The organism is Streptomyces sp. ACA25 (genome assembly GCF_028200735.1).
Lineage (GTDB): Bacteria > Actinomycetota > Actinomycetes > Streptomycetales > Streptomycetaceae > Streptomyces.
In genome coordinates this window covers 1-23729 of the sequence record NZ_JAQKPV010000019.1, presented here as the reverse complement: position 1 = coordinate 23729, position 23729 = coordinate 1, and the positions used below count along the sequence as shown (strand labels likewise).

Annotated in this window: 25 protein-coding genes and 1 pseudogene; 14 read left to right on the top strand and 12 right to left on the bottom strand. The window is 70.2% G+C overall.

Going from position 1 to position 23729, the window contains the following annotated elements; genetic code table 11:
* Positions 1-68: 68 nt before the first annotated feature.
* The 5 genes from PJ985_RS22040 to PJ985_RS22020 form a co-directional block, all read right to left on the bottom strand.
* Positions 69-404: a DUF4229 domain-containing protein gene (locus tag PJ985_RS22040; protein ID WP_271685636.1), complete on the bottom strand. Its 336-nt coding sequence runs from the start codon at positions 402-404 to the stop codon at positions 69-71.
* Positions 405-516: 112 nt separating this feature from the next.
* On the bottom strand, positions 517-1041 hold the full coding sequence (locus PJ985_RS22035; protein ID WP_271685635.1) for a GNAT family N-acetyltransferase: 525 nt from the start codon (positions 1039-1041) through the stop codon (positions 517-519).
* Between the two features lie 79 nt (positions 1042-1120).
* Positions 1121-2287 carry an aminofutalosine synthase MqnE gene (mqnE, locus tag PJ985_RS22030; protein WP_271685634.1) on the bottom strand — a complete coding sequence of 389 codons (1167 nt, stop codon included), beginning with the start codon at positions 2285-2287 and terminating at the stop codon, positions 1121-1123.
* A 36-nt stretch (positions 2288-2323) separates the two neighbouring features.
* Positions 2324-2785, bottom strand: coding sequence for an Lrp/AsnC family transcriptional regulator (locus tag PJ985_RS22025; protein ID WP_271685633.1), 462 nt, complete (start codon positions 2783-2785; stop codon positions 2324-2326).
* Positions 2786-2863: 78 nt separating this feature from the next.
* Entirely contained in the window at positions 2864-3571 is a 708-nt protein-coding gene (locus PJ985_RS22020; RefSeq protein ID WP_271685632.1) for a UbiX family flavin prenyltransferase, read from the bottom strand.
* Positions 3572-3814: 243 nt separating this feature from the next.
* On the opposite strand from PJ985_RS22020, the gene PJ985_RS22015 reads away from it, so the two are divergent.
* The 3 genes from PJ985_RS22015 (at position 3815) to PJ985_RS22005 (ending at position 6639) form a co-directional block, all read left to right on the top strand.
* Positions 3815-4960, top strand: a complete 1146-nt coding sequence (locus tag PJ985_RS22015) for a hypothetical protein (protein ID WP_271685631.1) — start codon at positions 3815-3817, stop codon at positions 4958-4960.
* Between the two features lie 348 nt (positions 4961-5308).
* Positions 5309-5905, top strand: a complete 597-nt coding sequence (locus PJ985_RS22010; protein ID WP_271685667.1) for a rhomboid family intramembrane serine protease — start codon at positions 5309-5311, stop codon at positions 5903-5905.
* An 83-nt stretch (positions 5906-5988) separates the two neighbouring features.
* Complete coding sequence (locus PJ985_RS22005; protein ID WP_271685630.1) at positions 5989-6639, top strand: O-methyltransferase; 651 nt, start codon at positions 5989-5991, stop codon at positions 6637-6639.
* A gap of 16 nt (positions 6640-6655) precedes the next feature.
* Here PJ985_RS22005 and PJ985_RS22000 read toward each other — a convergent pair whose 3' ends face one another.
* Both PJ985_RS22000 and leuE read right to left on the bottom strand, forming a co-directional pair.
* Positions 6656-7144 (bottom strand): hypothetical protein, encoded by a 489-nt coding sequence (locus tag PJ985_RS22000; protein WP_333909885.1) that lies wholly within the window; start codon positions 7142-7144, stop codon positions 6656-6658.
* Between the two features lie 96 nt (positions 7145-7240).
* On the bottom strand, positions 7241-7900 hold the full coding sequence (gene leuE, locus PJ985_RS21995) for a leucine efflux protein LeuE (protein WP_271685629.1): 660 nt from the start codon (positions 7898-7900) through the stop codon (positions 7241-7243).
* Positions 7901-8807: 907 nt separating this feature from the next.
* On the opposite strand from leuE, the gene PJ985_RS21990 reads away from it, so the two are divergent.
* Positions 8808-11189 (top strand): tetratricopeptide repeat protein, encoded by a 2382-nt coding sequence (locus PJ985_RS21990; RefSeq protein ID WP_271685628.1) that lies wholly within the window; start codon positions 8808-8810, stop codon positions 11187-11189.
* Between the two features lie 68 nt (positions 11190-11257).
* Here PJ985_RS21990 and PJ985_RS21985 read toward each other — a convergent pair whose 3' ends face one another.
* Entirely contained in the window at positions 11258-11731 is a 474-nt protein-coding gene (locus tag PJ985_RS21985) for a hypothetical protein (RefSeq protein ID WP_271685627.1), read from the bottom strand.
* Positions 11728-12165: an ATP-binding protein gene (locus PJ985_RS21980; RefSeq protein WP_271685626.1), complete on the bottom strand. Its 438-nt coding sequence runs from the start codon at positions 12163-12165 to the stop codon at positions 11728-11730. The genes PJ985_RS21985 and PJ985_RS21980 overlap by 4 nt, the downstream gene beginning before the upstream one ends.
* 309 nt (positions 12166-12474) lie before the next feature.
* Between PJ985_RS21980 and PJ985_RS21975 the strand changes: the two are divergent.
* The 3 genes and pseudogenes from PJ985_RS21975 to PJ985_RS21965 form a co-directional block, all read left to right on the top strand.
* Positions 12475-12663: pseudogene (locus tag PJ985_RS21975) on the top strand (helix-turn-helix domain-containing protein); the annotation flags it as partial.
* Between the two features lie 45 nt (positions 12664-12708).
* Positions 12709-13353: a DUF5753 domain-containing protein gene (locus tag PJ985_RS21970; RefSeq protein WP_271685666.1), complete on the top strand. Its 645-nt coding sequence runs from the start codon at positions 12709-12711 to the stop codon at positions 13351-13353.
* Positions 13354-13363: 10 nt separating this feature from the next.
* Positions 13364-13561, top strand: a complete 198-nt coding sequence (locus PJ985_RS21965; protein WP_271685625.1) for a DUF397 domain-containing protein — start codon at positions 13364-13366, stop codon at positions 13559-13561.
* A gap of 105 nt (positions 13562-13666) precedes the next feature.
* On the opposite strand, the gene PJ985_RS21960 is transcribed toward PJ985_RS21965, so the two are convergent.
* Positions 13667-14047: a hypothetical protein gene (locus tag PJ985_RS21960; RefSeq protein WP_271685624.1), complete on the bottom strand. Its 381-nt coding sequence runs from the start codon at positions 14045-14047 to the stop codon at positions 13667-13669.
* A 122-nt stretch (positions 14048-14169) separates the two neighbouring features.
* Between PJ985_RS21960 and PJ985_RS21955 the strand changes: the two genes are divergently transcribed.
* The 7 genes from PJ985_RS21955 to PJ985_RS21925 all read left to right on the top strand — a co-directional run bounded on the left by PJ985_RS21955 (position 14170) and on the right by PJ985_RS21925 (position 22601).
* Entirely contained in the window at positions 14170-14370 is a 201-nt protein-coding gene (locus PJ985_RS21955) for a DUF397 domain-containing protein (protein ID WP_271685623.1), read from the top strand.
* A 177-nt stretch (positions 14371-14547) separates the two neighbouring features.
* Positions 14548-15618 (top strand): DNA polymerase III subunit beta family protein, encoded by a 1071-nt coding sequence (locus tag PJ985_RS21950; protein ID WP_271685622.1) that lies wholly within the window; start codon positions 14548-14550, stop codon positions 15616-15618.
* A gap of 313 nt (positions 15619-15931) precedes the next feature.
* Positions 15932-16765 carry a hypothetical protein gene (locus tag PJ985_RS21945; protein ID WP_271685621.1) on the top strand — a complete coding sequence of 278 codons (834 nt, stop codon included), beginning with the start codon at positions 15932-15934 and terminating at the stop codon, positions 16763-16765.
* Complete coding sequence (locus tag PJ985_RS21940) at positions 16755-17996, top strand: hypothetical protein (protein ID WP_271685620.1); 1242 nt, start codon at positions 16755-16757, stop codon at positions 17994-17996. Before PJ985_RS21945 ends, PJ985_RS21940 begins: the two co-directional genes overlap by 11 nt.
* Positions 17997-18239: 243 nt before the next feature.
* Positions 18240-19730 (top strand): SCO6880 family protein, encoded by a 1491-nt coding sequence (locus PJ985_RS21935; RefSeq protein ID WP_271685665.1) that lies wholly within the window; start codon positions 18240-18242, stop codon positions 19728-19730.
* 9 nt (positions 19731-19739) lie between these two features.
* On the top strand, positions 19740-21149 hold the full coding sequence (locus tag PJ985_RS21930) for an ATP-binding protein (RefSeq protein ID WP_271685619.1): 1410 nt from the start codon (positions 19740-19742) through the stop codon (positions 21147-21149).
* A 69-nt stretch (positions 21150-21218) separates the two neighbouring features.
* Entirely contained in the window at positions 21219-22601 is a 1383-nt protein-coding gene (locus PJ985_RS21925; RefSeq protein WP_271685618.1) for a type VI secretion protein, read from the top strand.
* Here the strand turns inward: PJ985_RS21925 and PJ985_RS21920 are convergent.
* Together PJ985_RS21920 and PJ985_RS21915 are read right to left on the bottom strand one after the other, a co-directional pair.
* Complete coding sequence (locus tag PJ985_RS21920; RefSeq protein WP_271685617.1) at positions 22571-23149, bottom strand: dihydrofolate reductase family protein; 579 nt, start codon at positions 23147-23149, stop codon at positions 22571-22573. The genes PJ985_RS21925 and PJ985_RS21920 overlap by 31 nt on opposite strands.
* Positions 23146-23703, bottom strand: a complete 558-nt coding sequence (locus PJ985_RS21915) for a GNAT family N-acetyltransferase (protein ID WP_271685616.1) — start codon at positions 23701-23703, stop codon at positions 23146-23148. The genes PJ985_RS21920 and PJ985_RS21915 overlap by 4 nt, the downstream gene beginning before the upstream one ends.
* Positions 23704-23729 lie beyond the last annotated feature (26 nt).

The following is a 23729-nucleotide window of genomic DNA, read 5'->3' as shown; positions in this document are numbered from 1 at the left end:
CGGAGCTTGGGTTCCGGTTCGCGGGCCCGCGGCGTGCACGGGGAAGCGCGCGAAGCGGCGGACGGGTGTCAGCCCGGCTTGACGGACCCGTCGACGCCGGCGTCGGCGTCGGCGTCGGCCACGTCGTCCTCCATGCTGCGGTTCTTCCGCAGCTTCTCCTTGGCGTGGCCGGCGGCCGTCACGATCTGCTCGGACATCGCCTCACGCTGCTTGCGCAGGACCACCAGGCTGACCGGTGCGGAGATGAGGATGGCCAGCCCGGTGATCCACAGCGGGTTGGCGGTACCGATCGCTTCGAGCAGGACCCCGAGGTAGGCCAGTACGGCCACGACGACGAAGCAGGCGGCGAAGACGCCCAGACGCATGCCGGTGTAGCGGAGCGTCGCGTACTTGGTGTCGGTCACGGCAGATCTCTTCTTTCCGATGGTGCCGATCGGGCCGGAGACGGTGGGCCGGCCGGAGGTCCCGTCCAGTGAAACATGCCGCCGCGTTGCCCCGGACGGGGGCCGGTCCCGGTCAGCCGAGAGCCAGCCACAGGGTGATGTCGTCACGGTAGTCGCCCTCCGCGACCCGGATCGCACCGGGCACCCGCCCGACCTCCCGGTAGCCGCAGGACTTGTAGAACCGTTCGAGCCCCATCCCGCCCCGGCAGGTGAGGCGGATACCGGTGATCCCGTCGATGCCGCCCGCCGCCTTCTCCGCGGCGGCCAGCAGCTGCCGGCCCTCGCCCCGGCCCTGCCGGTCCGGGTGCAGCATGATGGTGTACATCCACAGCCAGTGCCGCATGAGGCGGTGGGAGTTGAGCTTCAGGAACGCGGTCCCCACCACCCGGTCGTCCTCGTCGGACGCCAGGAGCATCCGGGTGGTGCCCTCGGCCATGCCGGCCAGGTGGGCGTCCAGCTCGGGCCGCACGTCCTCGGGCCGCACGGTCGGCACGAAGCCGACCGCACCCCCCGCGTTGACCACGTCGGCCCACAGCCGGAGCACTCCGGCCTTCCGCTCCCGCGTCAGTACCGGGTCCAGCTCGTAGCGCACGTCCATGACGGTGACCCTAGCCACCGCCCGCGACCCCCCGCACCGGGATTCCGGGGAGCGGACGGGGCCGGCGGGCGGGACGGTGTCACAGACGCATCGGCTGCGGGGCCTCCCGGCGCCCGGCGTCAGGCCCCTCGTACTCCCGGAGCACCTCGTACCGGGTGTTGCGCTCCACCGGCCGGAAGCCGGCGTCCCGGATCAGCTCCAGCAGGTCCTCACGGGTCAGCTTGTCCGGGGTGCCGAACGAGTCCGCGTCATGCGTGATCTTGTACTCGACGACCGAGCCGTCCATGTCGTCGGCCCCGTGCTGCAGCGCCAGCTGCGCGGTCTGCACCCCGTGCATGACCCAGAAGACCTTGACGTGCGGAACGTTGTCGAACAGCAGCCGGGAGACCGCGAAGGTCTTCAGCGCCTCCGCGCCGGTGGCCATCGTGGTCCGCGCCTGGAGCCGGTTGCGGATCTTGCCGTCCTTCATGTCCACGAAGTCGTGCTGGTAACGCAGCGGGATGAAGACCTGGAAACCGCCGGTCTCGTCCTGGAGCTCCCGCAGCCGCAGCACGTGATCCACCCGGTGCCGCGGCTCCTCGATGTGCCCGTACAGCATCGTGCAGGGGGTCTTCAGACCCTTCGCGTGCGCCAGCCGGTGAATCCGCGACCAGTCCTCCCAGTGGGTGGCGTGGTCCACGATGTGCTGCCGGACCTCCCAGTCGAAGATCTCCGCGCCACCGCCGGTCAGCGACTCCAGCCCCGCCTCGATGAGCTCGTCCAGGATCTCCGACGCCGTGAGGCCCGAAATGGTCTCGAAGTGGTGGATCTCGGTGGCCGTGAACGCCTTCAGGGAGACCGTGTCGGGCAGCGCCTCCTTCAGCGCGCTCAGCGACCGCGGGTAGTACCGCCACGGCAGGGTGGGGTGCAGCCCGTTGACGATGTGCAGCTCGGTGAGGTTCTCGCCCTCCATCTCCTTGGCGAGCCGGACGGCCTCCTCGATGCGCATCGTGTACGCGTCCTTCTCACCCGGCTTGCGCTGGAAGGAGCAGTACGCGCACGAGGCGGTGCACACGTTCGTCATGTTGAGGTGCCGGTTGACGTTGAAGTGCACGACGTCGCCGTTCAGCCGGGTGCGCACCTCGTGAGCGAGGCCGCCCAGCCAGGCCAGGTCATCGGACTCGTAGAGCGCGATACCGTCCTCGCGGGTCAGCCGCTCCCCTGCGCGGACCTTCTCCTCCAGCTCGCGCTTCAGACCGGTGTCCATGCGTCGCGCCCTCCTGTTTGTCGGCTCCACCCGAGATTACGCCTCCGGGTTCCCCGGCAGCTCTCCGACCCGGTTCTCCCATTTCGTGGACAGCACGATGGTCGTCCTGGTGCGGGAGACACCCTTGGTGCCCGACAGCCGGCGGATCGTGCGTTCCAGGTCGTCCACGTCACCTGCGCGGACCTTCAGCATGTACGAATCGTCCCCGGCGATGAACCAGCAGTCCTCGATCTCGGCGACGTCCTTCAGCCGCTCCGCGACATCCTGGTGATCGGTCGCGTCGCTCAGCTGGATGCCGATCAGCGCGGTGACCCCCAGCCCGAGCGACGCCGCGTCGACGGTGGCGCGGTAACCGGTGATCACACCGCCTGCCTCCAGCCGGTTGATCCGGTCGGTGACGCTCGGCCCCGACAACCCCACCAGCCTGCCGAGTTCGGCGTACGAGGCACGGCCGTTCTCCCGCAGCGCCTGGATGAGCTGTCTGTCCACCGCGTCCATCGTGGCTCAGCCTTCCGTCGTTCCCTCGTGGCTACGTCAGCTGACGCAGAAGAATCTAAGGCGTGTGAACGTGACAGCCTAAGAGTGCTCGGTTCCTTCCGTGTGTCCGGGGTCCTCCCTCCGGGCCCCGCCCAGCTCTCCCCGCCACCTGCGGTACAGCCCGTGCGGCACACCGGCGGCGTCGAGCACCCGGCCGGCCACGAAGTCGACCAGGTCCTGGATGTGCGTGGCTCCCGCGTAGAACGCCGGGGAGGCGGGCAGCACCACCGCACCGGCCCCGTCCAGCGTCACCAGATGGCGCAGCGTCTGCCCGCCGAGCGGCGTCTCCCGGAGCGCCACGACCAGCGGCCGCCGCTCCTTGAGCGTCACATCGGCGGCCCGTTGCAGCAGATCCTTGGAAAGCCCCAGGGCCACCCCCGCCACACTGGCGGTGGAGGCCGGCACGATGAGCATGCCCCGAGCCGGGTACGAGCCGGAGGACGGGCCGGCCGCCAGGTCCCCGGCCGCCCAGTACCGCACCGCCCCGATGTCCGGGTCGAAGGTGTCCGGCTTGCCGTCGGCCCCCCTGGCCAGCCAGTCACGCAGGTCCGTCCGCCAGTGCGCGTCCCGGAAGGAGATGCCCGTCTCGTCCAGCAGGGTCAGCCGGGACGCCCGGCTGACCACCAGGTCCACGGCCTCCCCCGCGTCGAGCAGCCCCCGCAGCACCGCGGCGGCATACGGCGTCCCCGAGGCCCCCGACACCCCGACGACCCAGGGCCTGCGCTGCTTCTCGCCCTCCCGGCTCACCCGCACTCACCCTTCACGCGTCGCCCACACTCCGCCCGCACTCTGTCCATTCCTCTCCCCGCAGGTCCGAGGCTAATCGAGCACCGGGCAACGACCGGCTCACCAGTGGGTGACACCTGGGCCACACCCGGGGAAACCGGACCGATACCCGGGGCGTTCCGGGTGACACTGAGCGGGGGCCGTGCACCCCCCTGCCGACCCACTCGACCAGGGAGTGAAGACATCAATACCCTCAGTAAGAGGATGGCCGCCCTCGGCTGTGCCGCCCTCCTCACCACCGTGACAGCAGGCTGCCAGCTCACGCAGTCCGTCCGCGCCGGGTCGGATGTCAGGAGCGCGGTGGACGAGCTGATGTCCCGCGACGCCGTCACCGTCGACGCCACACTGCACGCCTCCGCAGACGAGGTGTACGCGTACCTCCTCCAGTCCGCGGAGCAGACCGGCGCACCCGAACCGAACCGGCGCGATGCCCGGATGCTCTCCGAACTGGAGCTCACCGCGGTGGTGGGGGACGCCGAGCAGAACAACCGGATGCGCGACCTGGACCGCACCGATCCGCTGGACTGTGCGCTGTCCGTGGGCTTCGGCGGCAAGGACGCGGTGGGCGCGAAGGCCATCGACGGCGAGATGTTCGTCCGCGTCGGCGCGGACACCGTGGTCAAGGACGTGCTGCGGGAGGACGAGCCGGGAGTGGCCCGGGCCGAGCGCTTCATGGAGCGCGCCGCGGAGCTCCCCGCCGCGCTCGACAACGCGAGCCGGGCGCTCCAGGGGTCCTGGGTGCAGGTCGACCCGCACCACTACGACGCCTACGCCGCGGCACTGAGCGAGACCGGCGGGGTACCGCGCGAGATGGCCGACAACGTCGCCGAGGCGCTCGGAGAGGCCACCGGCCTGCTCGACCCCCAGGCACAGTGGGACTTCGTCGACGGTCTGGGCAAGGCGCTCCGGTCCGGCGCCTCACTCAAGCAGCGGGAGCCCGAACGGGGAGCGGAGCGGTACGACCTGCGGCTGCCGGCGGGCCGGGCCCACGAGGCGCTGGACCCACTGCTGACCCTGCTGACCCGCCAGAGTGAGCGGTTCGAGCTGCCGCCGGTCGTGCAGGACCCGGTGGACCCGGAAGCGAAGGTCACCGCCGAGCTGGCGATCCGGAACGGCGTGCTGTCCGACGTCACTTTCGACCTGGGCCAGTTCGGTGAGCCGGGGGCCGCCGCACTGCCGCTGCGCCTGGACGTCACGGGCGGCGCCGCCATCTCCCTCAACCGGCCACCGACCGAGGGCGTCCTGCAGGCGGAGGACCTCACGGTGGCGCTGCTGTACCTGGAACTGCGGGACCGTCAGCGCCGGGAGGACCCGGACCGCGGCAACATCCCGGGACCGCTGCAACCCTGACGCCTCCCCCGGTCGTCCCCGGTTCTGTTTAGTCTTGTACTGGCCCGGCCTCAGCAGCCCGGGCACTCGGCAGGCACCTCCGCGCCCCCGCCCGGGGAGCACGGACGACCCGCACATGACGGAGCCGCGGTGACTGCGGGCGGGAGCGCCTGCGGGAGTGCAGGCCGGCCGAAGGAGAGGGCGGGAGTGCCCGGGCGGCACTCGCGGAGAAGACGCAGGAGACCGGGAGCAGGTATCCCGGTCGAGTACCGCAGGCAGCCGCACGGAAGGGGACCCGCCTTGCAGGGCCGGCGAGGACAGCGAGCACAGGGCGGACGACGGCAGCGGGCGGTCTCGGCCGGACTGCTCATGGTGGCGTGGCTGGCGGTGCTGTGGAGCCTCACCGCCATCGACGGCCCCCGGCCGCGCTGCCTTCCCGGCCACCCCGACCAGCCGCTGGTGTGCGAATACGGCATCGAGCCGCGCGACACGGGCGAGCTGGTGGACATCTATCCGGCGGCCTTCCTGCACTTCGGCTTCGACCACCTCATCGCGAACAGCGTTCCGCTGCTCATCTTCGGCTTCCTCGCCGCGCTGCGCGGCATCGGCCGGTTCCTCGCCGTCTGTCTGGTCATCATCACGGTCTCCGGCCTCGGGGTCTGGTTCACCGCCTCCTCCGGCTCCATCACGGCCGGCGCCTCCGGGGTGGTGTTCGGCCTCTTCGGGTATCTGCTGGTGCGGGGCTTCGTGGAGAAGGACGCCGTGGACATCACCATCGGCATCACCGTCTTCCTGCTCTACGGCTCCCTGCTGTGGGGCGTGCTGCCCACCAACCCCGGCGTGTCCTGGCAGGGCCACCTCTTCGGGCTGCTGGGCGGCATCCTCGCGGCCTTCTGGCTGCGCCGTTCCCGCGCGCCCCGCGCACCCCGCGGCCTGTCCGGGCCCCCGCCGGGCCACCCGGGCTGACCACCGCGCCCCGCGACGGGACACAGCGGTCCCGCAGGGTTGCCGGCCCCTGAGCCCTGGTGCCGTGTCACTAGAGTCGGGGCATGGACATCGTGAACGCCACCCTCAGCGACTACGCGGTCGCCCATTCCGATCCCGCCGACGAGGTGCTGCGCGAGCTCGCCGAGGAGACGCACCGCGCGTTCCCCGAGTGGACCAGCATGCAGATCACGCAGGACCAGGGCGCCTTCCTGACCATGCTCGTGCGCCTCATCGGGGCCCGCACCGCCGTCGAGGTCGGCACCTTCACGGGCTACTCCTCGATCTGCATCGCCCGGGGGCTCCCCGCGGACGGCAGACTCCTCGCCTGCGACGTCAGCGAGGAGTGGACGTCGATCGCCCGCCGGTACTGGGAACGGGCCGGCGTCGCGGAGAAGATCGACCTGCGGCTCGCCCCGGCGGCCGACACTCTGCGGGCCCTGCCGCGGGACGAGCAGCGCATCGACTTCGCCTTCATCGATGCCGACAAGCCCGGCTACCCGGTCTACTACGAGGAGATCCTCCCCCGGCTGCGGCCCGGTGGCCTGATCGTCCTGGACAACACGCTGCTCAGCGGCCGGGTGGCGGACGAGGAGGACCTGGGCGAGGCGGCCACGGCCCTCCGCCGGATGAACGCCGCGCTGGTCACCGATGAGCGCGTGGACACCGTACTGCTCACCCTGCGGGACGGGGTGACCCTCCTCCGCAAGCGCTGAGCCGAGCCGCCGCGGCCTACCTGCCCCGGCCGCTGTCCTGCCCGGGCACGTCCGGCTCACCGGGGTCACCGGGGTCACCGGGCTGCCGTCCGGAGATCTCCCGCCCGTCAGCGCCCCCACCGGGCCCCCCGTACACGCCCGCCTCCCGGTCGGTGATCTCGTCGGCGTAGATCTGGGACAGCGGCTGCGGGCCGACGTACTGCTGGCAGCTGCACTGCCCCGGCTCGAAGCCGGTGGGACGGCGGTCGGCGTCCCAGCCGGTGGGCACCTGGACCACCTCGTGACAGATGCCCCTCCGGTCGTGCTTCGCCAAGTGGTGCCCGCAGCCGCAGACCGGCTCGGGGGGCCGCTGCGCGGCCTCCAGCCGGCTACGGCGCCGTTCCTCGGCCCGCAGCAACTCCATGCGCTGCTCGTGCCGGTTCCGCTGCCCGTCCCGCACGGTCTCCGCGACCCAGGCACCTCCCCCGCACACCAGGAAGATCACCGCGATCCAGACCCACATCATCACGGCGGCCACCTCCCTCGGCGCTGGAACGCTCCTTTTCTCAAGAGCCTACGTCGCCGCTCCCCCGACCGTAAGCGTGAGGCGACGCACCGGTGATCAAGCGCTGGTCAGCGACAGCTTGGCGGCAAAGCCCAGGAAAGCGGTGCCCGCCACAGCCGAGGCTCCGGCCTGGAGCCGCCGCCGCTTCCGGAACGCCGCGGCCAGCCGGGCACCGGTGAAGATGAGAAGAGTCAGGTAGGTGATGCTGAACAGCTGGACCCACAGCCCCAGCGCCAGGAAGGACAGCGCCGGATAGGGATAGGCCGGGTCGACGAACTGCACGAAGAACGAGACGAAGAACAGGATCGCCTTCGGGTTCAGCAGGCTGGCGGTGAGCGCCCTGCGGTACGGCCGCTCGTGCGGGGGCTGCCCGGCGGCCTCCCCGACAGCGGCTCCCGCATGGCGCACGTCCCGGCGCCGCCACAGACTCCACGCGCTGCGCAGCAGGCCGAGAGCCAGCCAGGTCAGGTAACCGGCGCCCAGAAGCTTCACCACGGAGAAAGCCACCGGACTGGCCTGGAGCAGAGAGGCGACACCTCCCGCCGACAGAATCATCAGCACCGCGTCGCCGCAGAGCACGCCCCCCGCCGCCCGGTATCCCGAACGGATCCCGCGGCGGGCCGAAACGGACAGCACGTACAACGAGTTCGGCCCGGGCAGCAGAATGATCAGGGCCAGGCCCACCAGGTAGGTGGGCAGGTCGGTTATCCCCAGCATGCGGGCAGCGTCGCACACCGGCCGCCGGCACGGCTGACGGGACCGGCAACCGGACAGCACGCGCCAGGACACCCGGACAACCGCCGGTGAGCGACGGGCGCCCGGCTCCGGAACCGGAACGCCCGGTGCCTCACCACCGGCGCGTCTCCGGGCCGGGTCCCCTGAACACCGCCCGCCGGGTGTCCGAAAACACCCTTCCGTGAGGGGGTGGAAACCCGGGACCTCCCGCACCCTTGCAACAGCAACTTGCAGACGACGCAACCAACAGGGGGCCGGCCCGAGTCCTCCCCAGAACCGGAAAGAGCAGGTCGCACCTCGGACACCGGAGATACCGAACCGGTACCTCCGGTCGGGCGTCAACATCTTGTAAGGCAAGAGCTGATTGCTGCAAGGTGTTCGCGATAGAAGGAACAGCCGTGACGAGCAGGACGAGGAGTGGGGGCGGACACGTTGTCTCTACGGGCAGAGCCGCCCGGTGCGGGCAGCTCTCGCACCGTCATCGCCGAGCAGGTCTGCGGGGCCCGGACAGCGGTCCAGGCGCCCCGGAGTCTTGCCCTCGAACTCCCCTGCCCGGACGTGCCGCCCGTATCTGCGGGAAGGGACAGCACTCCTCCACACGCGTGGGTAGGGTGGCGGCCAGCCTTGAGGGTACTCAGCACACTCTGCGCCATGAGTCGTGCGGCTTCAAGCCCTACCGAATCGTCGGTGAGCGCGCCGGGCACGCAGTCCCGGTGTCCCGTGAGGCCGACGCCACCACGCAAGTCGAGGGAGGTGCCCGGATCACTTCCGTGACGTTCCACCCCACCCGCATCACCCGCCCCGTCCCCCGGGTGCGCGTCCCCTCTGCTCCTGCTCCGCACGGCGCGGTACCGGAGCGGACGCTCTCCCAGCTGTGCGGTGAAGGCTGATGCCTGCCTCGCAACAGCTTCTCCTCAGTCTCGATGCCTACGTGCTCGAAGCAGGCACCGGGCTTCTCTCCTTCTTCGGTCTGCGCAACGCCACCGCGGCGATCGGTGCGGCCACGTTGTTCGCCGCCGCACTGGCCGCCGCCGTCGTCGTCATCCCCCGGAACCGCCGGCAGCGCCGGCCGCCCGGCGCCGGTGCCGATCTGCTGGGCGGCCTCCCGAATCCTCGTGAGAGCGTCAGCGGATGCCTCGTCCTCTCCGACGGGCAGCTGCCGAAAGTGCACCAGCTCGACGACCCGGTGCAGCTCGGCGTGCACCGGGCCATCCCTCCGGGCGACGGCGAACCCCCGCCGGACGGACCACCCGCCTACGTGCCGCGGGACCGGGAGCACCGGCACCGCGAGCAGCTGCAGGACGCCGGTTTCACCCTGCTCATAGGCCATTCCACGGCAGGCAAGTCCCGTCTGGCCTACGAGAACATGCGGGCGGCGGTCCCCGGTCACACCCTGATCGCTCCCCGTGAGCGCAGCAAGGTCGGCCCCGCGGTCGAGCACGCGCTGGAGCTCCGTGACGCCGTCCTGTGGCTGGACGGCCTGGAGCACTACCTGGGCAACGGCGGGCTGACCCGTGAGCACGTGGACAAACTGCTCGACGGAACGGACCACCACCGCCTGATCATCGCGACCATCCGCAGCACCGCGCACGCCGAGCTGACCGGCGGCAACGTGCACGACGCCCGCGCCGCCCTCGAACCGGCCCGGGAGATCCGGCTGGAGCAGAAGTTCTCGCCGAGCGAGCTGCGTCGCGCCATCGCCCGGGACACCGACCCCCGGATCAAGGCCGCCCTGGTCTCCGCCGACCGCCACGGCATCGCGGAGTCGCTGGCCGCTGGACCGGAGCTGCTGAAGGACTACGAGAACGCCTGGCAGCCGGGGGCCAACCCGCGCGGCGCCGCCCTGGTGACCGCCGCGCTGGACTGCGACAGAGCCGGGCTGGTCACCCCCTCCCGGACTCTGCTGGAAGAGATCCACGAGCACTACCTGAGGGCCCGTGGCGGCCCGCGGCTCGACCCCGAGTCCCTGGACGCCGCCTGGGCCTGGGCAACCCGAGTGCGCCGGGGCGCCACGGCACTGCTCACTCCCACCCCCGACGGCCGTAACGTCAGCGCCTTCGACTACCTGCTCGACGCCCGGCAGCGCGAACTCGGGCGCGGCAGATACGTCGCGGACGAGATCATCACCGCTCTCCTGCCTTCCGCGGACCGGACCGTCGCCCTGGCGATCGGCCACACCGCGTACTGGCACTCCGCACTCACGACCGCGGAGCGTGCCTTCGAACGCGCACGCGCGCTGTGCGAGAACGACGAAGATCTGCGCGGGCAGGCCGCAGCTCACCAAGGGCTCGGTGCGACGGCGAAGACCCGCGGCCACCAGGACGAGGCGATGCGGTCCTACGAACGCGCCCTGGAGATGTTCGAGGACACCGGCGACCGGCACGGGCAGGCCGACGTGCTGGTCGACATCGGGGATCTCTGTGCCGACAGCGGCGACCTCGACCGTGCCATGGACACGTACGAGCAGGCCCGGGAACTGCACCGGGCAGCCGGACACCGCCCCGGAGAGGCGGACGTCCTGGTCGGCATGGCCACGGTCGCCAAACAGCTCGAGGAGTACCAGCCGGCTCTCCGGATGTACGAGCAGGCTCTGGCCTTCCAGCAGGAGCTCGGCGACCGGGCCGCACAGGCCGGCACGCTGCGCAAGATGGCCGACGTGGCCATCGACGAGCAGGCCGATGATCGCGCGACGCATCTGCTGCACCAGGCCCTCCGGCTCTCCCAGCAGAACCGCGACCACACCGGGACGGTGCACACCCTGGTCAAGCTCGGCAGTTTCGCCCTCGCCCGCAACGACATCGGTCAGGCCGCCCGCAGCTTCGAGGCCGCCCGCAGCCTGGCGGAGGAGGCCGAGTTCTCCATCGGAGTGCTCCAGGCCCTGGGCGGGCTGGCGGCCGTGGCGGAGGCGCAGGGCGACTACGACCGGGCCTTCCGGCTCAGCGAACGGTTGCTGGCCATGGCCCGCGAGACCCGGCAGCTGTCGGTTCAGGTGGTCGCCCTCAGCGACCTGGGGAACATCGCCCGGGCCCGAGGGGACTACCGTCAGGCCGTCCAGCGGTACGAAGAGGCCAGAGAAGTCTGCCGGGAGAGCGGCTCCCGGCACAGCGAGGCCGTCATCATCTGCTCGCTGGCCCTCACCGCCGAGGAGGAAGGGCGCCGTGGGGATGCCCGCACGGGCCTCCTCGAAGCCCGCAGGATTTTCGCGGAGTTCGACGACATGCGGTGGATGGAGCTGTGCAACGAGGCGCTGGAGGGCCTTGACGACTTCTGAGCTCCGGCACTCCGGCACTCCGGCACTCCGGCAAGAGCATCACCGCGCCCCGGGAGCCCGCCGGTGCGTCACCCGGCGTCAGCGAACAGGCAGTCCGGCGGGAGTGGCGCGCACCACGGGCCGCGCTCCACCTGTCGGTACCGGCGCCCCGGGCCGGGGCGGGTCCACAGCGCCCATCCGCCGTCCCGGGGGTCCACCAGCAGGCAGGCCCGCACCCGGACTTCGGCGGCCCAGGCGGGTGGGGTCCCCGGCAGTTCGGTCACCTCGGCCACCAAGCGCACGATCCGGGGATGCAGCAGCCGCTCGTCCGAAGCCAGGAAGCCCACGGGGCACACCACGAGCCCCGGGGTGGCTCCGTCGCCGTCGGGCAGCTCCACCGACGCCCCCTGCACCGCCACCAGCCCGAGGGGCGTCAGCGTCTTCAGCCGCTCGTCCAGCGCCCGCATCCACGCCAGCGCCCGCCCGGTACGGGGCTCCGGCACCTCGATCCGCACCCCTACCAGCCGTGCCGCCGCCCGCAATTGGCCGGCTCGTAGCGTCACAGACAAAACCACACCGCCTTGCCGGGCCCCGGAAGGTGACGGCAGACGCCCCACTCCCGCGCGCAGTGCGCGAGCAGCAGCAGGCCCCGGCCGTTCTCCGCCTCGGGGGAAGGCAGTCCGGCCGGGGCCTCTACTGCGCCCGGTGCCACATCGTGCACCAGCACACGCACCGCTCCGGCGGGGTTCCACGCTGCGTACAGCGCGACGGGAGCGGGTCGCGCACTGCCCAACGAGGCAACCACCGCATTGGTAACGACCTCGGAGGTAAGAAGAACTGCTGTGCCCAGCACCTCCGACGTCTCCGGGAGCACGGACAGCAGCGCGGTGCGCACCGCTTCCCGCGCACTGCGCACCCACTGGAGGTCGGGAGGGAAAGTGAACGAGAAGTCGTCGCAGAACTGCGGCGACGACGCGGCCCCCGACCCCGCGCCCACGACGGTTCCCGAAGCGGACGGGGAAGCGGCAGACAGGGCGGTGCGTGCGGAAGCCGGGAAAACTCCGGGCCCAGGACACATACGTCGTTCCTCTCGAAGAGTCCCGGCCGACCCGCGTGGCAATGCCGCTCCGCCAACCCCACACGGCGGGCAGTGCACTTCGGTCTTACGGCGGTCCGGGATGATGCGAGACCGACGCTAGGATGTCGGCGTTCATTAATGCAACCGAACGCCCGAGATGACGCCCATACGAGTGACAACGAGGCGACTCGCCTGACACGCCGCATGACTCCGTGAAGGAAGTTGAGCATGGGACTACGGACACAGCCGAGTCAGCGACAGAAGCGCCTGGGGCAGGAACTCCGGAAACTGCGCGAAGCGGCAGGTCTCACCACTGCGGAGGCCGGGCGACGGGTAGGACTCGGCCAAGCACACGTGAGCCACATCGAGGCAGGAAGGACAGCGTGCCCCGAAGAGAGATTGCGAGCCCTCACAAAGACATATGGTTGCAGAAATGCCACATTGGTGGAAGTCCTCGTCGCCATGACGAACGCCACCGGCAAGGGGTGGTGGACGGCGTACCTGTCGCTACTCGGCGACCGAGCGCGGGACCTGGCGGAACTTGAAGCAACAACGACGGCGTTCCGCTCGTTCCAGTGGCTGTACGTCCCAGGGCTGCTGCAGACGCCCGACTACATGCGGGCGCTCTTCTCCACTTGGAGTCACGAAACTCCCCCGGACATCATTGACCAGTACGTCGACTTCCGATTGCAGCGCCAACAAGTACTGAGCCGGGAGCCGCTACCCAACCTGCACGCGGTGATTCACGAAGCTGCCTTCCATATGCATTTCGTGGATCGTAAGATCATGCGTGACCAACTCGCGCACCTCGAAGAGGTCTCTCACCTGCCGAACGTCAACATCCAGCTCCTGCCCTTCAAGGTAGAGCGCCACCCGGCCACCCCAGGCGCCCCGTTTACCATCTACGATGCAGCGGCACCCGAGCTCCGCACCGTCTACGTCGAACAGCCAATTACGCCTCTCTTTCTCGGTGATCCCGAACCGGTTGGTCAGTTCACGTCAGACTTCGCACGGATGAGTAGCGTGTCGCTCGCCCCTCTGCGCTCCCAGGAATCTCATGAGGGCAGCTCTCTGGGTCTGCTTCAGTATCTGCGCTACGTCCTGTAGGAGGAACACAATGGACCTTGCCTGGCAGAAGTCCAGCTACAGCACCGGCGACCCCGCCCAAGACTGCTTGGAGGCGGCGGCCGACCCGGACGGCCGCCTGCACTTCCGCGAAAGTGATGACCCCACCACCACCCTCACCACCACCCCCCAACGCTGGAACGCCCTCCTCCAACACACCCGCCGGAGCACCCAAACCCACTCGGCATGACGTGAGCACCACGTCTACCCGTATCCGGAACGGCAGGCGGTTACTGCTCCAGCCGTAGATCGTGCCCTTCGCGCTTGCTGTGGTTGGTGGTGTGGGGATAGCGCGTCATGCGCATGCGCGTCGGGGAAGGCTGTGGTTTGTGATCGCACGGCGGAACTGGGTGTCCCAGTCCTGCCACATGCCCTGTGTCAGTACTCCCACGACCTGGAGGCCCGAGAGCTCGACCGAAGCCCACAGGTGCAGCTCGCTGTCCTCGTCCAGTGAGAACCACCGGGCGACGTCGGGGGAGAAGTGCTGCCAGCCGGGCAGGCTCTGGTTGATCCGTTGCAGCGCGTCCCAGTCCCCGGGGGTGAACCGCTGCCAGTCCAGGCCATAGATCCGCTCCACCGCCATCCAGTGCTGTGCGACGTCCCCCGCCCTTACCCCAGAACCCACATCGGGGAACAGTTCCTCGCCGTTGTCGTAGTACCAGTCGATTTCCTGCACGAGGCCAGCCTGCCAGGTCGGCAAGTGCCTCGCTGCTGGGGCGGGCAAGGGCCGATGGTCGAGAGACCGCAGACGTGAAAGGCCTGCTTCAGTATCCGCGCTACGTCCAGCAGGAGGAACACGTGACGAACTTTGCCTGGCAGAAGTCCAGCTACAGCAGCGGCAACCCGGACAGCAACTGCCTGGAGGCCGCGACCGATCCGGAGGGCCGCCTGCACTTCCGCGAAAGTGATGACCCCAACACCACCCTCACCACCACCCCCCAACGCTGGAACGCCCTCCTCCAACACACCCGCCGGGGCACCCACAACCATTCGGCATGACGGAACGTATGGAGCAATGCCACCCGCTTCCGGAACAGCAGCGCGATGGCCCTGCACATGCTGGAAGGCGCCGAAAGCGACGGCGCAGGCGGGTCACCGCCACGGTGCCTTGACCCTCAACCTGGTCGAGGCCTGAGAGTCCCGGGTGTGGAGAGCGAGATGCGCAGCATTGGTCAGATGTCCAGGGACAGCGGGCTGAGCGTGAGTACCCTGCGGTTCTATGACGGAGCCGGCGTGCTGGTGCCCGCCAGGGTCGATCCGGTGAGCGGTTACCGCTGGTACGCGCCCGAACAACTCGCGGAGGCCCGGCTACTCGCCAGGCTGCGCGCGGCCGGGATGCCGCTGGCGGATATCCGGCTGGTACTGGCCGGCTGGTCCAGCACGGACACCGACCTGGTTCGCAGCCTGCTGAGTGCCCACCTGCGCCGTCTCGAGCACGGGCTGTCCGACGCCCGTCGCGAACTCTCCACGGTCCGTGTACTGCTCGACCGCAGGGAGAAGCACCTCATGTCCACCACTCGCAGCACCTCCGCCCGGCTGAACGTCTCCGCCTCCGAGCTGGCCGCCGCGCTGGACACCGTCCGCTTCGCGGTCGGCACCGACCCCGAGTTGCCCACACTCCACGGCGTCCTGTTCGACATCGAGGACGCAGCTCTCCGGGTGGTCGCGACCGACCGCTACCGCCTGGCCGTCGCCCGCACGGAGATCACCGGTCACGACGGACCCCGCGTGCAGATCGTCGTGCCGACTGCGCTGGTCGACGCGATGCGCGCGCTGCTCAGTGACGAGGACTCCGCCGTGCTCACGGTGGAGGGTGATCACGTGACACTCGACACCGGGGATCGTCAGACGGCAGGCCAGAGCCTCGGCCACGAGTTCCCCGACTACCGCCGTCTCGTGCAGCTGCCTTCCGGGCGGCGCATCCCCATCAATGTCCACGCCCTGCGCACAGCGGTGCAGTCCGGCCCGGTCCGTCCCGGCGACGGCCACGACCGCAGCCAGGCACCCGTTGACATCACCGTGCTGACGGTGACGCCCGACGAGGTGGTGACGGTCGTCGAGGAGGGCGAGAGCGGTAAGGACCATCTCGCCTGCAACCGCACCTTTCTCCTGGACGCCCTGCGCGCCGGGGCCAGGGAGCGCCTGATCCTCGAACTCGGGGGTGGCCCCACCGCTCCCCTGGTCATCCGCCGCCCGGACACCGAGGGCAGCTTCTCCATGCTGATGCCGGTCCGCCTGGAGCAGTAACCGGTTGGTCGGCCCAACTCCATGGGCCAGCACGATGCGGCCCGGGGGCGCGCGGGAGCGCTTCGGGGCGCCAAAGGCCGAGCAGGTGGGCCTTCGCCCCCCGTCGTTCCTCCGCCCACCGGCCGCCTGCCCCACACCTCCGGGTCCGGACATCTGACCGATTGGCCACAGCACACTCGCAAGGCTGGACGACTCGGACATCAGGCGGGCCGTCCGCCGGACATTTCGTCAGGGAGGGCGGTCCCTGTGGACAGAAGCGCTAACGTCATGTGAGGAGGTAATAGACTCACCGCTGTTGAAGGGGCGCTGATCCATGAGCTACGGCGACGACTACGGTGACGCGGGCGACCGCAGACTCCCCTCCCAGACCCGCACCCGCCTCCCCGAGGAGCGGGAAGCCGGCCCTCGCCGCCCCGCCGCCTCGCCCCGACGCAGCCTGATGACGATCGTCGGCGTCGTCGTGCTCCTCATCGCAGCCATCGTCTTCGCCAACCAGGCGGGGGACACCGAGGGCAGCGGCTCCGACCCGGTGGACGAGCCGGGCGGCGGCACGCAGGCTCAGCCGACGGCCCCGACTGGCGAACTCCCGGTGGACACCTCCACCAACGGCATCCCCTCCGGCTTCCCCCAGACCGAGCAGGGCGCCCAGAGCGCAGCAGCGAACTACGCCGTGGCGCTCATCTCGCCTGCCATCGTCCGTCCTGCCGAGCGTTCGGCGGTTGTGGACCATGTCTTCACTCCTGACAAAGCGTCGGAGATGAGCGCAAAAATGGACGAAACCTACTCGTCCGACTTTCTTGGCGCGATTGGGCTCGACCCAGAGGGCACGCCCCCGGAAGGGATGACGTATGTCTCTCGCACTGCACCAGTCGGCACGGAAGTGGTCGAGTTCAACCCCGACTCGGCCAGAGTCGATGTCTGGTGCACGGGACTGTTCGGCATGGCAGGCACCGACTCCACCCACCCAGTAGCCAGTGACTGGTTCACCATGACCTTTGAGCTTCGGTGGTCAGGCGACGACTGGAAGGTGCACAGCTTCGCTCAACTGCCCGGTCCGGCACCCGTCCCAGGCGACAACCAAGTTTCTTCGGCTGCTGACCTCGCCGAGGCGCTCACTGCATTTGGGGGGTTCACTTATGCGCGCTGATCCGCTGCGTCGGCTATCCGCCATCGGCGCAGCGTTCGCTGGCTTCGTTGCCCTCCATCTCACCTTCGCCTCAAGCTCTGCGGCCGACGAGGAGGAAGAGAGCGACTGCGACCTCATTGTCGGCCCCGCAAGGGACTACTGCGAAGGTGAGGCTCCGGGAGGTGGGGGTGGGGGGCCGACGGTACTCAACACCAACCTCGACCCGCTGTCCTCCCTCGCGCAGGGCTGCGCCGACGCCGCCGCGTGGATCGTGGACCAGTTGTCCACGGCCGTCTCGGCGACGACGAACGTGGACTTCACCAACCCGGCGTTCCTCCGGCAGTACGCCGTGGTCTTCGCGGCCGCCACGGTCCTGACGCTCACCCTCTGGCTGCTCGCGGTCGCCAAGCGGGCCATACGCGGCGTGCCGTTCACCACGGCCGTGTCGGAGGCGGTGGGTTTCCTCTGGCTGACCGTCATGGCGTCGGCGTTCACCCCGCTGATCCTGTACATCGTCGTGGCGGCAACCGACGGTGTTTCCGAGGCGATCGCGGCCGGAACGGGCAGCGATTCGGACGCGTTCTTCGGCCAGTTCTCGGCCGCTCTCGCCGCCGGTGAGGACATCGGCGGCGGGCCGATCATGCTGATCGTCGTCTCGCTCATCTCCATCATCGCGGCCGGCGTGCTGTGGCTGGAGCTGGTGATCCGGGCGGCGTTGCTCTACGTGGGTGCGCTGCTCGGCACCGCCGTCTACGCGGGTCTGGTGGACAAGAATCTGTGGGGCCATGTCCGGCGCTGGGCAGGGATCATGATCGCGGTGATTCTGGTCAAGCCGGTGATCGTGATCGTGCTGGGGCTGGCGTCCGCGCTGTCCACCTCGGAGGGCCCGACCGCGTTCTCCGCGATCGTGTCCGGTCTGGCCATCATCCTGCTCGCCATTTTCGCGAGCGCCATGATCTATCGCTTTGTCCCGGGCTTCGGCGATGAGATCGTGAGTCACCGGGCCATGCGTCAGGACACCTCCAGCCGGGCGGCCAGCGCCGCGCTGGCCACTCCGGCGACCCTGCTGCGGCAGGGCATGAGCACCCACGGCGCCCGGGGCACCGGTGGCGGCCAGGGCGGCGGCGGGCAGGACTCGGGCGGGGGCGGCGGTCAGCAGCGGTCGAACAATCCGCTGGCGGGCGGCGTGGCCGCCCACGGCAGTCGTGGCACCGGCGGGCGGGGCGACGGAGCAGGGCGAAGCAAGACGTGAGGTGGCCAAGGGTGAGTGGGTCAAGATGAGTCGAGACACCGGAGCACGGGCAGCGGCACAGCCCGTTGACCCGGCCCGAAGGACGTGCACCGTCGCGGGCACAGGCACCGTCGCGGGCACGGACACGGGCTCAGGCGCGGGCACCGGCAGCGGCACTGCGCACGGAGGCGCCGCGTGAACGCGCCGCCACATGCCCCTCCCCGGCGGCGCACGTACCTGATCGGGCGGGCCCGTCCCCAGGCGATGATCGGCAAGAACCGGGAGACCGGGGAGATCGCGCTGATCATCGTCGGGGCGTTCTTCGGCATGATGAGCGGCCTGCTGATCACGAGCCTCGGTCTTCGGCTGGTCGCCCTGCTCGGATTCCCGCTGCTCGCTCTCGCCACCGTCTATGTGCCGTACCGGGGCCGCACGTTCTACAAGTGGTTCGAAATCAACCGTTCCTTCCGCCGTACGATGCGCCGCTCCCCCACCTACCGGTCGGATGCCATCGAGGCCGGTATCCACCTCGACGGCGAGGAGGTGGCCGTCGGGGCACCACCCGGTGTCGGGCGGATCAGCTGGCTTGCCGCGCCGTTCGGCCCGGACGAGATCACCGTGCTGCTGCACGCCGACCGGCGCACCATCACCGCGGCGATAGAGATCGAGGGGCCCGGTGTCGGGCTCCGGGACAGCGAGGACCAGGAAGCCCTGGTGGACCGCTTCGGGACGCTGCTGAAGCATGTCGCCAACGGGGACGGGCACGTCACCAGACTTCAGATGCTGGCCCGCACGCTGCCCGCCGACCCCGACGCGCACGCCCATGACGTGGCGGAGCGCGGGAACTTCGGTGCCCCGGCGTGGCTCCAGGAGTCCTACGAGCAACTGCAGTCGATGGTGTCGACCTCCAGCGAGCAGCACCGCGCCTACCTGGTCGCCTGCATGCACCACTCGCGGGATCTGGCGCACGAGGCCCTGTCGATCGCGCGGGCGTCCCGGGCGAGCGGCGGCCGGGGCAGCAGGCGCATGACGCAGGACGAGTCGCTGGCGATCGTGATGGCCAGGGAGCTGACGGACATCTGCGCCCGGCTGGCGGAAGCCGACATCCGGGTGCGGCAGCCGCTGGGCGAGGCCCGGCTGTCCTCGTTGATCCACTCCATGTACGACCCCGATCACCCCGTCGACCACATTCAGGCGATGTCCCAGCGGAACGCCTGGCCGGCCGAGCTGGACGCCCGCGAGCCGACGTATCTCCAGGCCAAGACCCGCGAGTCGGACACCCGCGATCCCTGGTGCCATGCGACTGCCTGGATCAAGGAGTGGCCGCTGACCCCGGTGGGGGTGAACTTCCTCGCCCCGCTCCTGGTGCACACACCGGACGTGATCCGCACGGTCGCGGTCTGCATGGATCTGGAACCGACGGAGATCGCGATCGAGCGGATGCTGACGGAGAAGACCAACGACGCGGCGGAAGCGGCCCGGGCGGCGAAGATGAACCGCACCGTGGACCCGCGGGACATCGCCACGCACGGCCGTGTCGACCAGCGCGGTGACGACCTGGCTTCCGGGGCGGCGGGCGTGAACCTGGTGGGCTACCTGACGGTCTCGTCGCCGAACCCCGAGGCGCTGGCCCGGGACAAGCGGACTATCCGCGCCTCAGCCGGAAAGTCATATCTTAAGCTCGAGTGGTGTGACCGTGAACACCACCGGGCGTTCGTCAACACCCTGCCGTTCGCCACCGGGATTCGCCGATGAGGTGCCACCATGCCCCCGCGTGACCCGCTGTCAGCCCTCACCGAAGCGTTCACCTCCCTGCTCTTCGGCAGAGCGGAGACGACCCGGCTGCCCGTCCGTACCTCCACCGGGCAGGCGCAGGCCGTCTATCTGCCCACTGCCGCACCGGGACTCGGCGACTCCGGCGTCATCATCGGCCGCGAGGTGTACTCCGGGAAGGGCTACATCTACGACCCGTTCCAGCTCTACGGCCAGCAACTGCCGGCCCCGCACTGGCTGGTGCTGGGCGAGTCCGGCAACGGCAAGTCGGCGCTGGAGAAGACCTACGTCCTGCGCCAGCTCCGCTTCCGCGACCGCCAGGTCGTCGTGCTCGACGCCCAGGGCGAGGACGGGGTCGGCGAGTGGAACCTGATCGCCGAGCAGCTCGGCATCACCCCGATCCGGCTCGACCCGATGGCCGCCCTGGACCACGACATCCGGCTCAACCCGCTGGACCCGGCGATCACGGCCACCGGGCAGCTCGCGCTGCTGCGCACCATCATCGAGGTGGCCCTGGGCCGTGCGCTCGACGAACGGTCCGGCTTCGCCCTGAAGGTCGCGCACGCCCACGTCCGCGCGAACACGACCGAGCGGCAGCCGATCCTCTCCGACATCGTCGAGCGGCTGCGCCATCCGCAGCCGACCTCGGCCGACGCCATGAACGTGGCGCTGGAGGATGTCCGCGCCTGGGGGCTGGACGTGGCCCTGGTGCTCGACCGGCTGGTGGACGGCGACCTGCGGGGCATGTTCGACGGCCCGACCACCGTCGGCATCGACCTCGACGCGCCCCTCATCGTCTTCGACCTCTCGCACATCGACCGCAACTCCATAGCCATGCCGATCCTGATGGCCATGGTCGGCGTCTGGCTGGAGCACACCTGGATCAGGCCGGACCGCAAGAAGCGGATCTTCCTGGTCGAGGAGGCCTGGCACATCATCAACTCGCCCTTCGTGGCACAGCTCTTCCAGCGGCTGCTGAAGTTCGGCCGGCGCCTGGGGCTTTCCTTCGTCGCGGTGGTCCACCACCTGTCGGACGTGGTGGACGGCGCGGCGGCCAGGGAGGCGGCGGCGATCCTGAAGATGGCCTCCACACGGACGATCTACGCGCAGAAGTTCGACGAGGCCAGAGCCACCGGGCAGGTCCTGGGGCTGCCGCGCTGGGCGGTGGAGATCATCCCGACTCTGACCCCCGGCATGGCGGTGTGGGACGTCAACGGGAACGTGCAGGTGGTGAAACACCTGGTGACCGAGGCGGAGCGGCCGATCGTCTTCACCGACCGGGCGATGACGGAGGTCTCCACGGCCGCCGGCCCGATGCCCGGGCTGGAGTCGCTCGACGCCGAACTGGACGCCGAGACCGCGGCCCGGGCCGTCTCGTTCGAGAAAAGATCGGCGGGCTGAACGGATACGCCGGCAGCACGCGGCAGGCGGGCGGCGGCGCGCGACGGACACGGTGAGCAAGGCGGAGCGATGACATACCACTCGGGCGGCGATCAGGACCCGTACGGCGGGCAGGACTCCGGCCCCACCGGAGGGGCGGCTCGTACCGGCGGCAAGGGTGTCCCGGACTCGCTCCTGGTCGGAGCGCTCGGAGTGGTCACCTCGGTGACCCTGCTGACCTGGTCGTCCACCGGCATCGCCGGGTGGCTGCAGCACGGGGCCTGGCCGGACGGCGTCACCTTCACCCGCACCGCGGTGGCGGTGCGCTCGTTCTTCACCGCGCCCTCGGACATCCCCGGCGCCTGGCCCGCCGCGGACGAGGCGGCCCTGCCGGGCGCCTCACTGCTCTGGCTCGCCTTCTTCGCCCAGCTGTTCGTCGTGTTCGCGACCGTCCTCGCCCTGGCCTTCCGGTATGCCCGCTGGCGTTCCGGGCGTCCGGGCCGGGTAGGCCGCACTCGCCGGGGCACCGGTGCTCCCGCTGCTGCCGGGCTGGAGAAGGGCGGTGACGGTTCTCTCCCGCCGGAGGACGGCCACTCTCCGGCCCGCGGCGCTACGGAGGCGGTCGGCCCGCCGGACGATCCCGCCACCGCCACCCCGGGCACTGCCGGGGTGGCGGGCGGGGCTGCGGGCGCCGAGGTTCCGGATGCCGAGCCGACGGTACGGCTCCCGTACGTCACGGCCGGCGCGGCCACCTCATCCGGCCAAGTCGCACCAGGCGCACCAGCAGCGTCCGCTGTGCTGCGGGCGCCGGCCGGGGCGGTGGTCGTCGACCCGGACGGCCGCCTGTGGGAGCAGACGGCCCGGCAGCGGGGCCGGAAGGGGCCTGTGCACGTCTACGATCCGGAGCACCTGACCGACGCGCCCGTCCGGCTGCGGTGGGCCCCGCAACACGGCTGTGCGGACCTGACGACGGCCCGGCAGCGGGCAGTGGCCCTGCTGTCCACCGTGCGGCCGGTGGAGCCGGTGTTCCGGCTCGACGCCGAGACGGCGGAAACGCTGCTCCGCTGCTACCTGCACGCTGCCGCGCTGACCGGACAGCCCATCCAGCAGGTGCAGCGTTGGGCGATGGGAAAGTCGTCCGGCGACCCGGCGAAGACCCTGCGCACGCATCAGAAAGCGGCCCCGGGCGCGTCCATGGAGCTGGAGAGCGCGCTGTCCGCCCACCCCGGCCGGCGCGACACCGGCCAGGCGTTGATCAGCAAGGCCCTCCGTGGGCTGGACCAGCTGCACATCCGGCAGACCTGCGCGCCGGGCCGGGTGGACACCCTGGCGCTGGACAACGTCGCCGCGGAGGGCGGGACGCTCTATGTGGTGGGCCGCACCGCGGACACCGCCCCGTTCCGGACCGCGCTGCTGGAGGCCGTGCCCGAACTGTCCCGGGTTCAGGCGGCGGCGGAGAGCTCGGGCCGGTAGCGCAGGAGTACCACCCCCGAGCCGAAGGTGCGCGTGCCGAGCAGCCGGAGCTCCTGCCGGTCACCGCCCGGGGGAAAGTACGGCTTCCCGCTTCCGAGTACGACCGGGTGCACGAAGAGCTGGTACTCGTCGATGAGGCCCAGCCGCATGAAGCTCGCCGCCAGTCCGGGGCCGCCGAGGTCCATGTCCTTGCCCGGAAGGGACTTCAGCCGGGCGACCTCCTCGGCCAGTTCTTCTCTGACCAAGCGGCTGTTCCAGTCGACCGACTCCAGGGTCCGGGAGAACACGATCTTGGGGACGCTCTTCCACGTCCGGGCGTAGGCGATCTCGTAGTCGGCCGCGGACGGGTCCTCGTCCGCGGTGGGCCAGTGGTCGGCCATCAGCCGGTACAGCCGGCGTCCGTAGAGGTGCGCGTCGATGTGGGCTTCCTGGTCGTTGAAGTACCGGTGGAGCTCCTCATCGGGCTCGGACCAGCCGATTCCGCCGTCCGCGTCCTCCACGAAGCCGTCGAGCGACACCATCATCGAGTAGACGACCCGTCGTGTCATTGTCTCTCCTCGCTTCTCGTCGCCTTTCCCCGCGCATTCTTCCGGGGCCGGCGCTCGCCCCGGGTGCGGCTTTCCGGCCGCAGAGCCAGTTCGTAGGCCCGCAAGGCGGGGTCCAGGGGATCTGCTTCGGCGGCCCCGGTGGGAAGGAACCCCAGAGCAGTGTAGAAGCGGGCGGCCCGGCGATTGTTCTCGTGAACGTGCAGCCGGACCTCGCAGTCACCGGCCCAGCTGATGGCGGCCCGCATCAGCTGACGGGCCAGTCCGGTGCCCCGGTGCGCGGGGAGCACGTACACCCCTGCCACCTGAACGAAGTCCGTCCTGCGGAACACCACCAGCATCCCGGCCCACGGGCCTTCCCCGGGGCCCCCGACGAACGTCGTGCGGTCCGGACGCGGTGCCGCACGGTCCTCCCAGTCGGCCCTCGGGAGCAGGAGGGCATCGGCATACGGCTCGTAGAAGGCGACGGGAGCGACCGGGTCCAGCAGAGCTGCCAGCCGGAGCTCTCTGAGCTCGTGCCAGTCGTCCCTCGCTGTCTCGCGGACTGTGAACGCCATACAACGATGCTATACAAGTGCCGCAG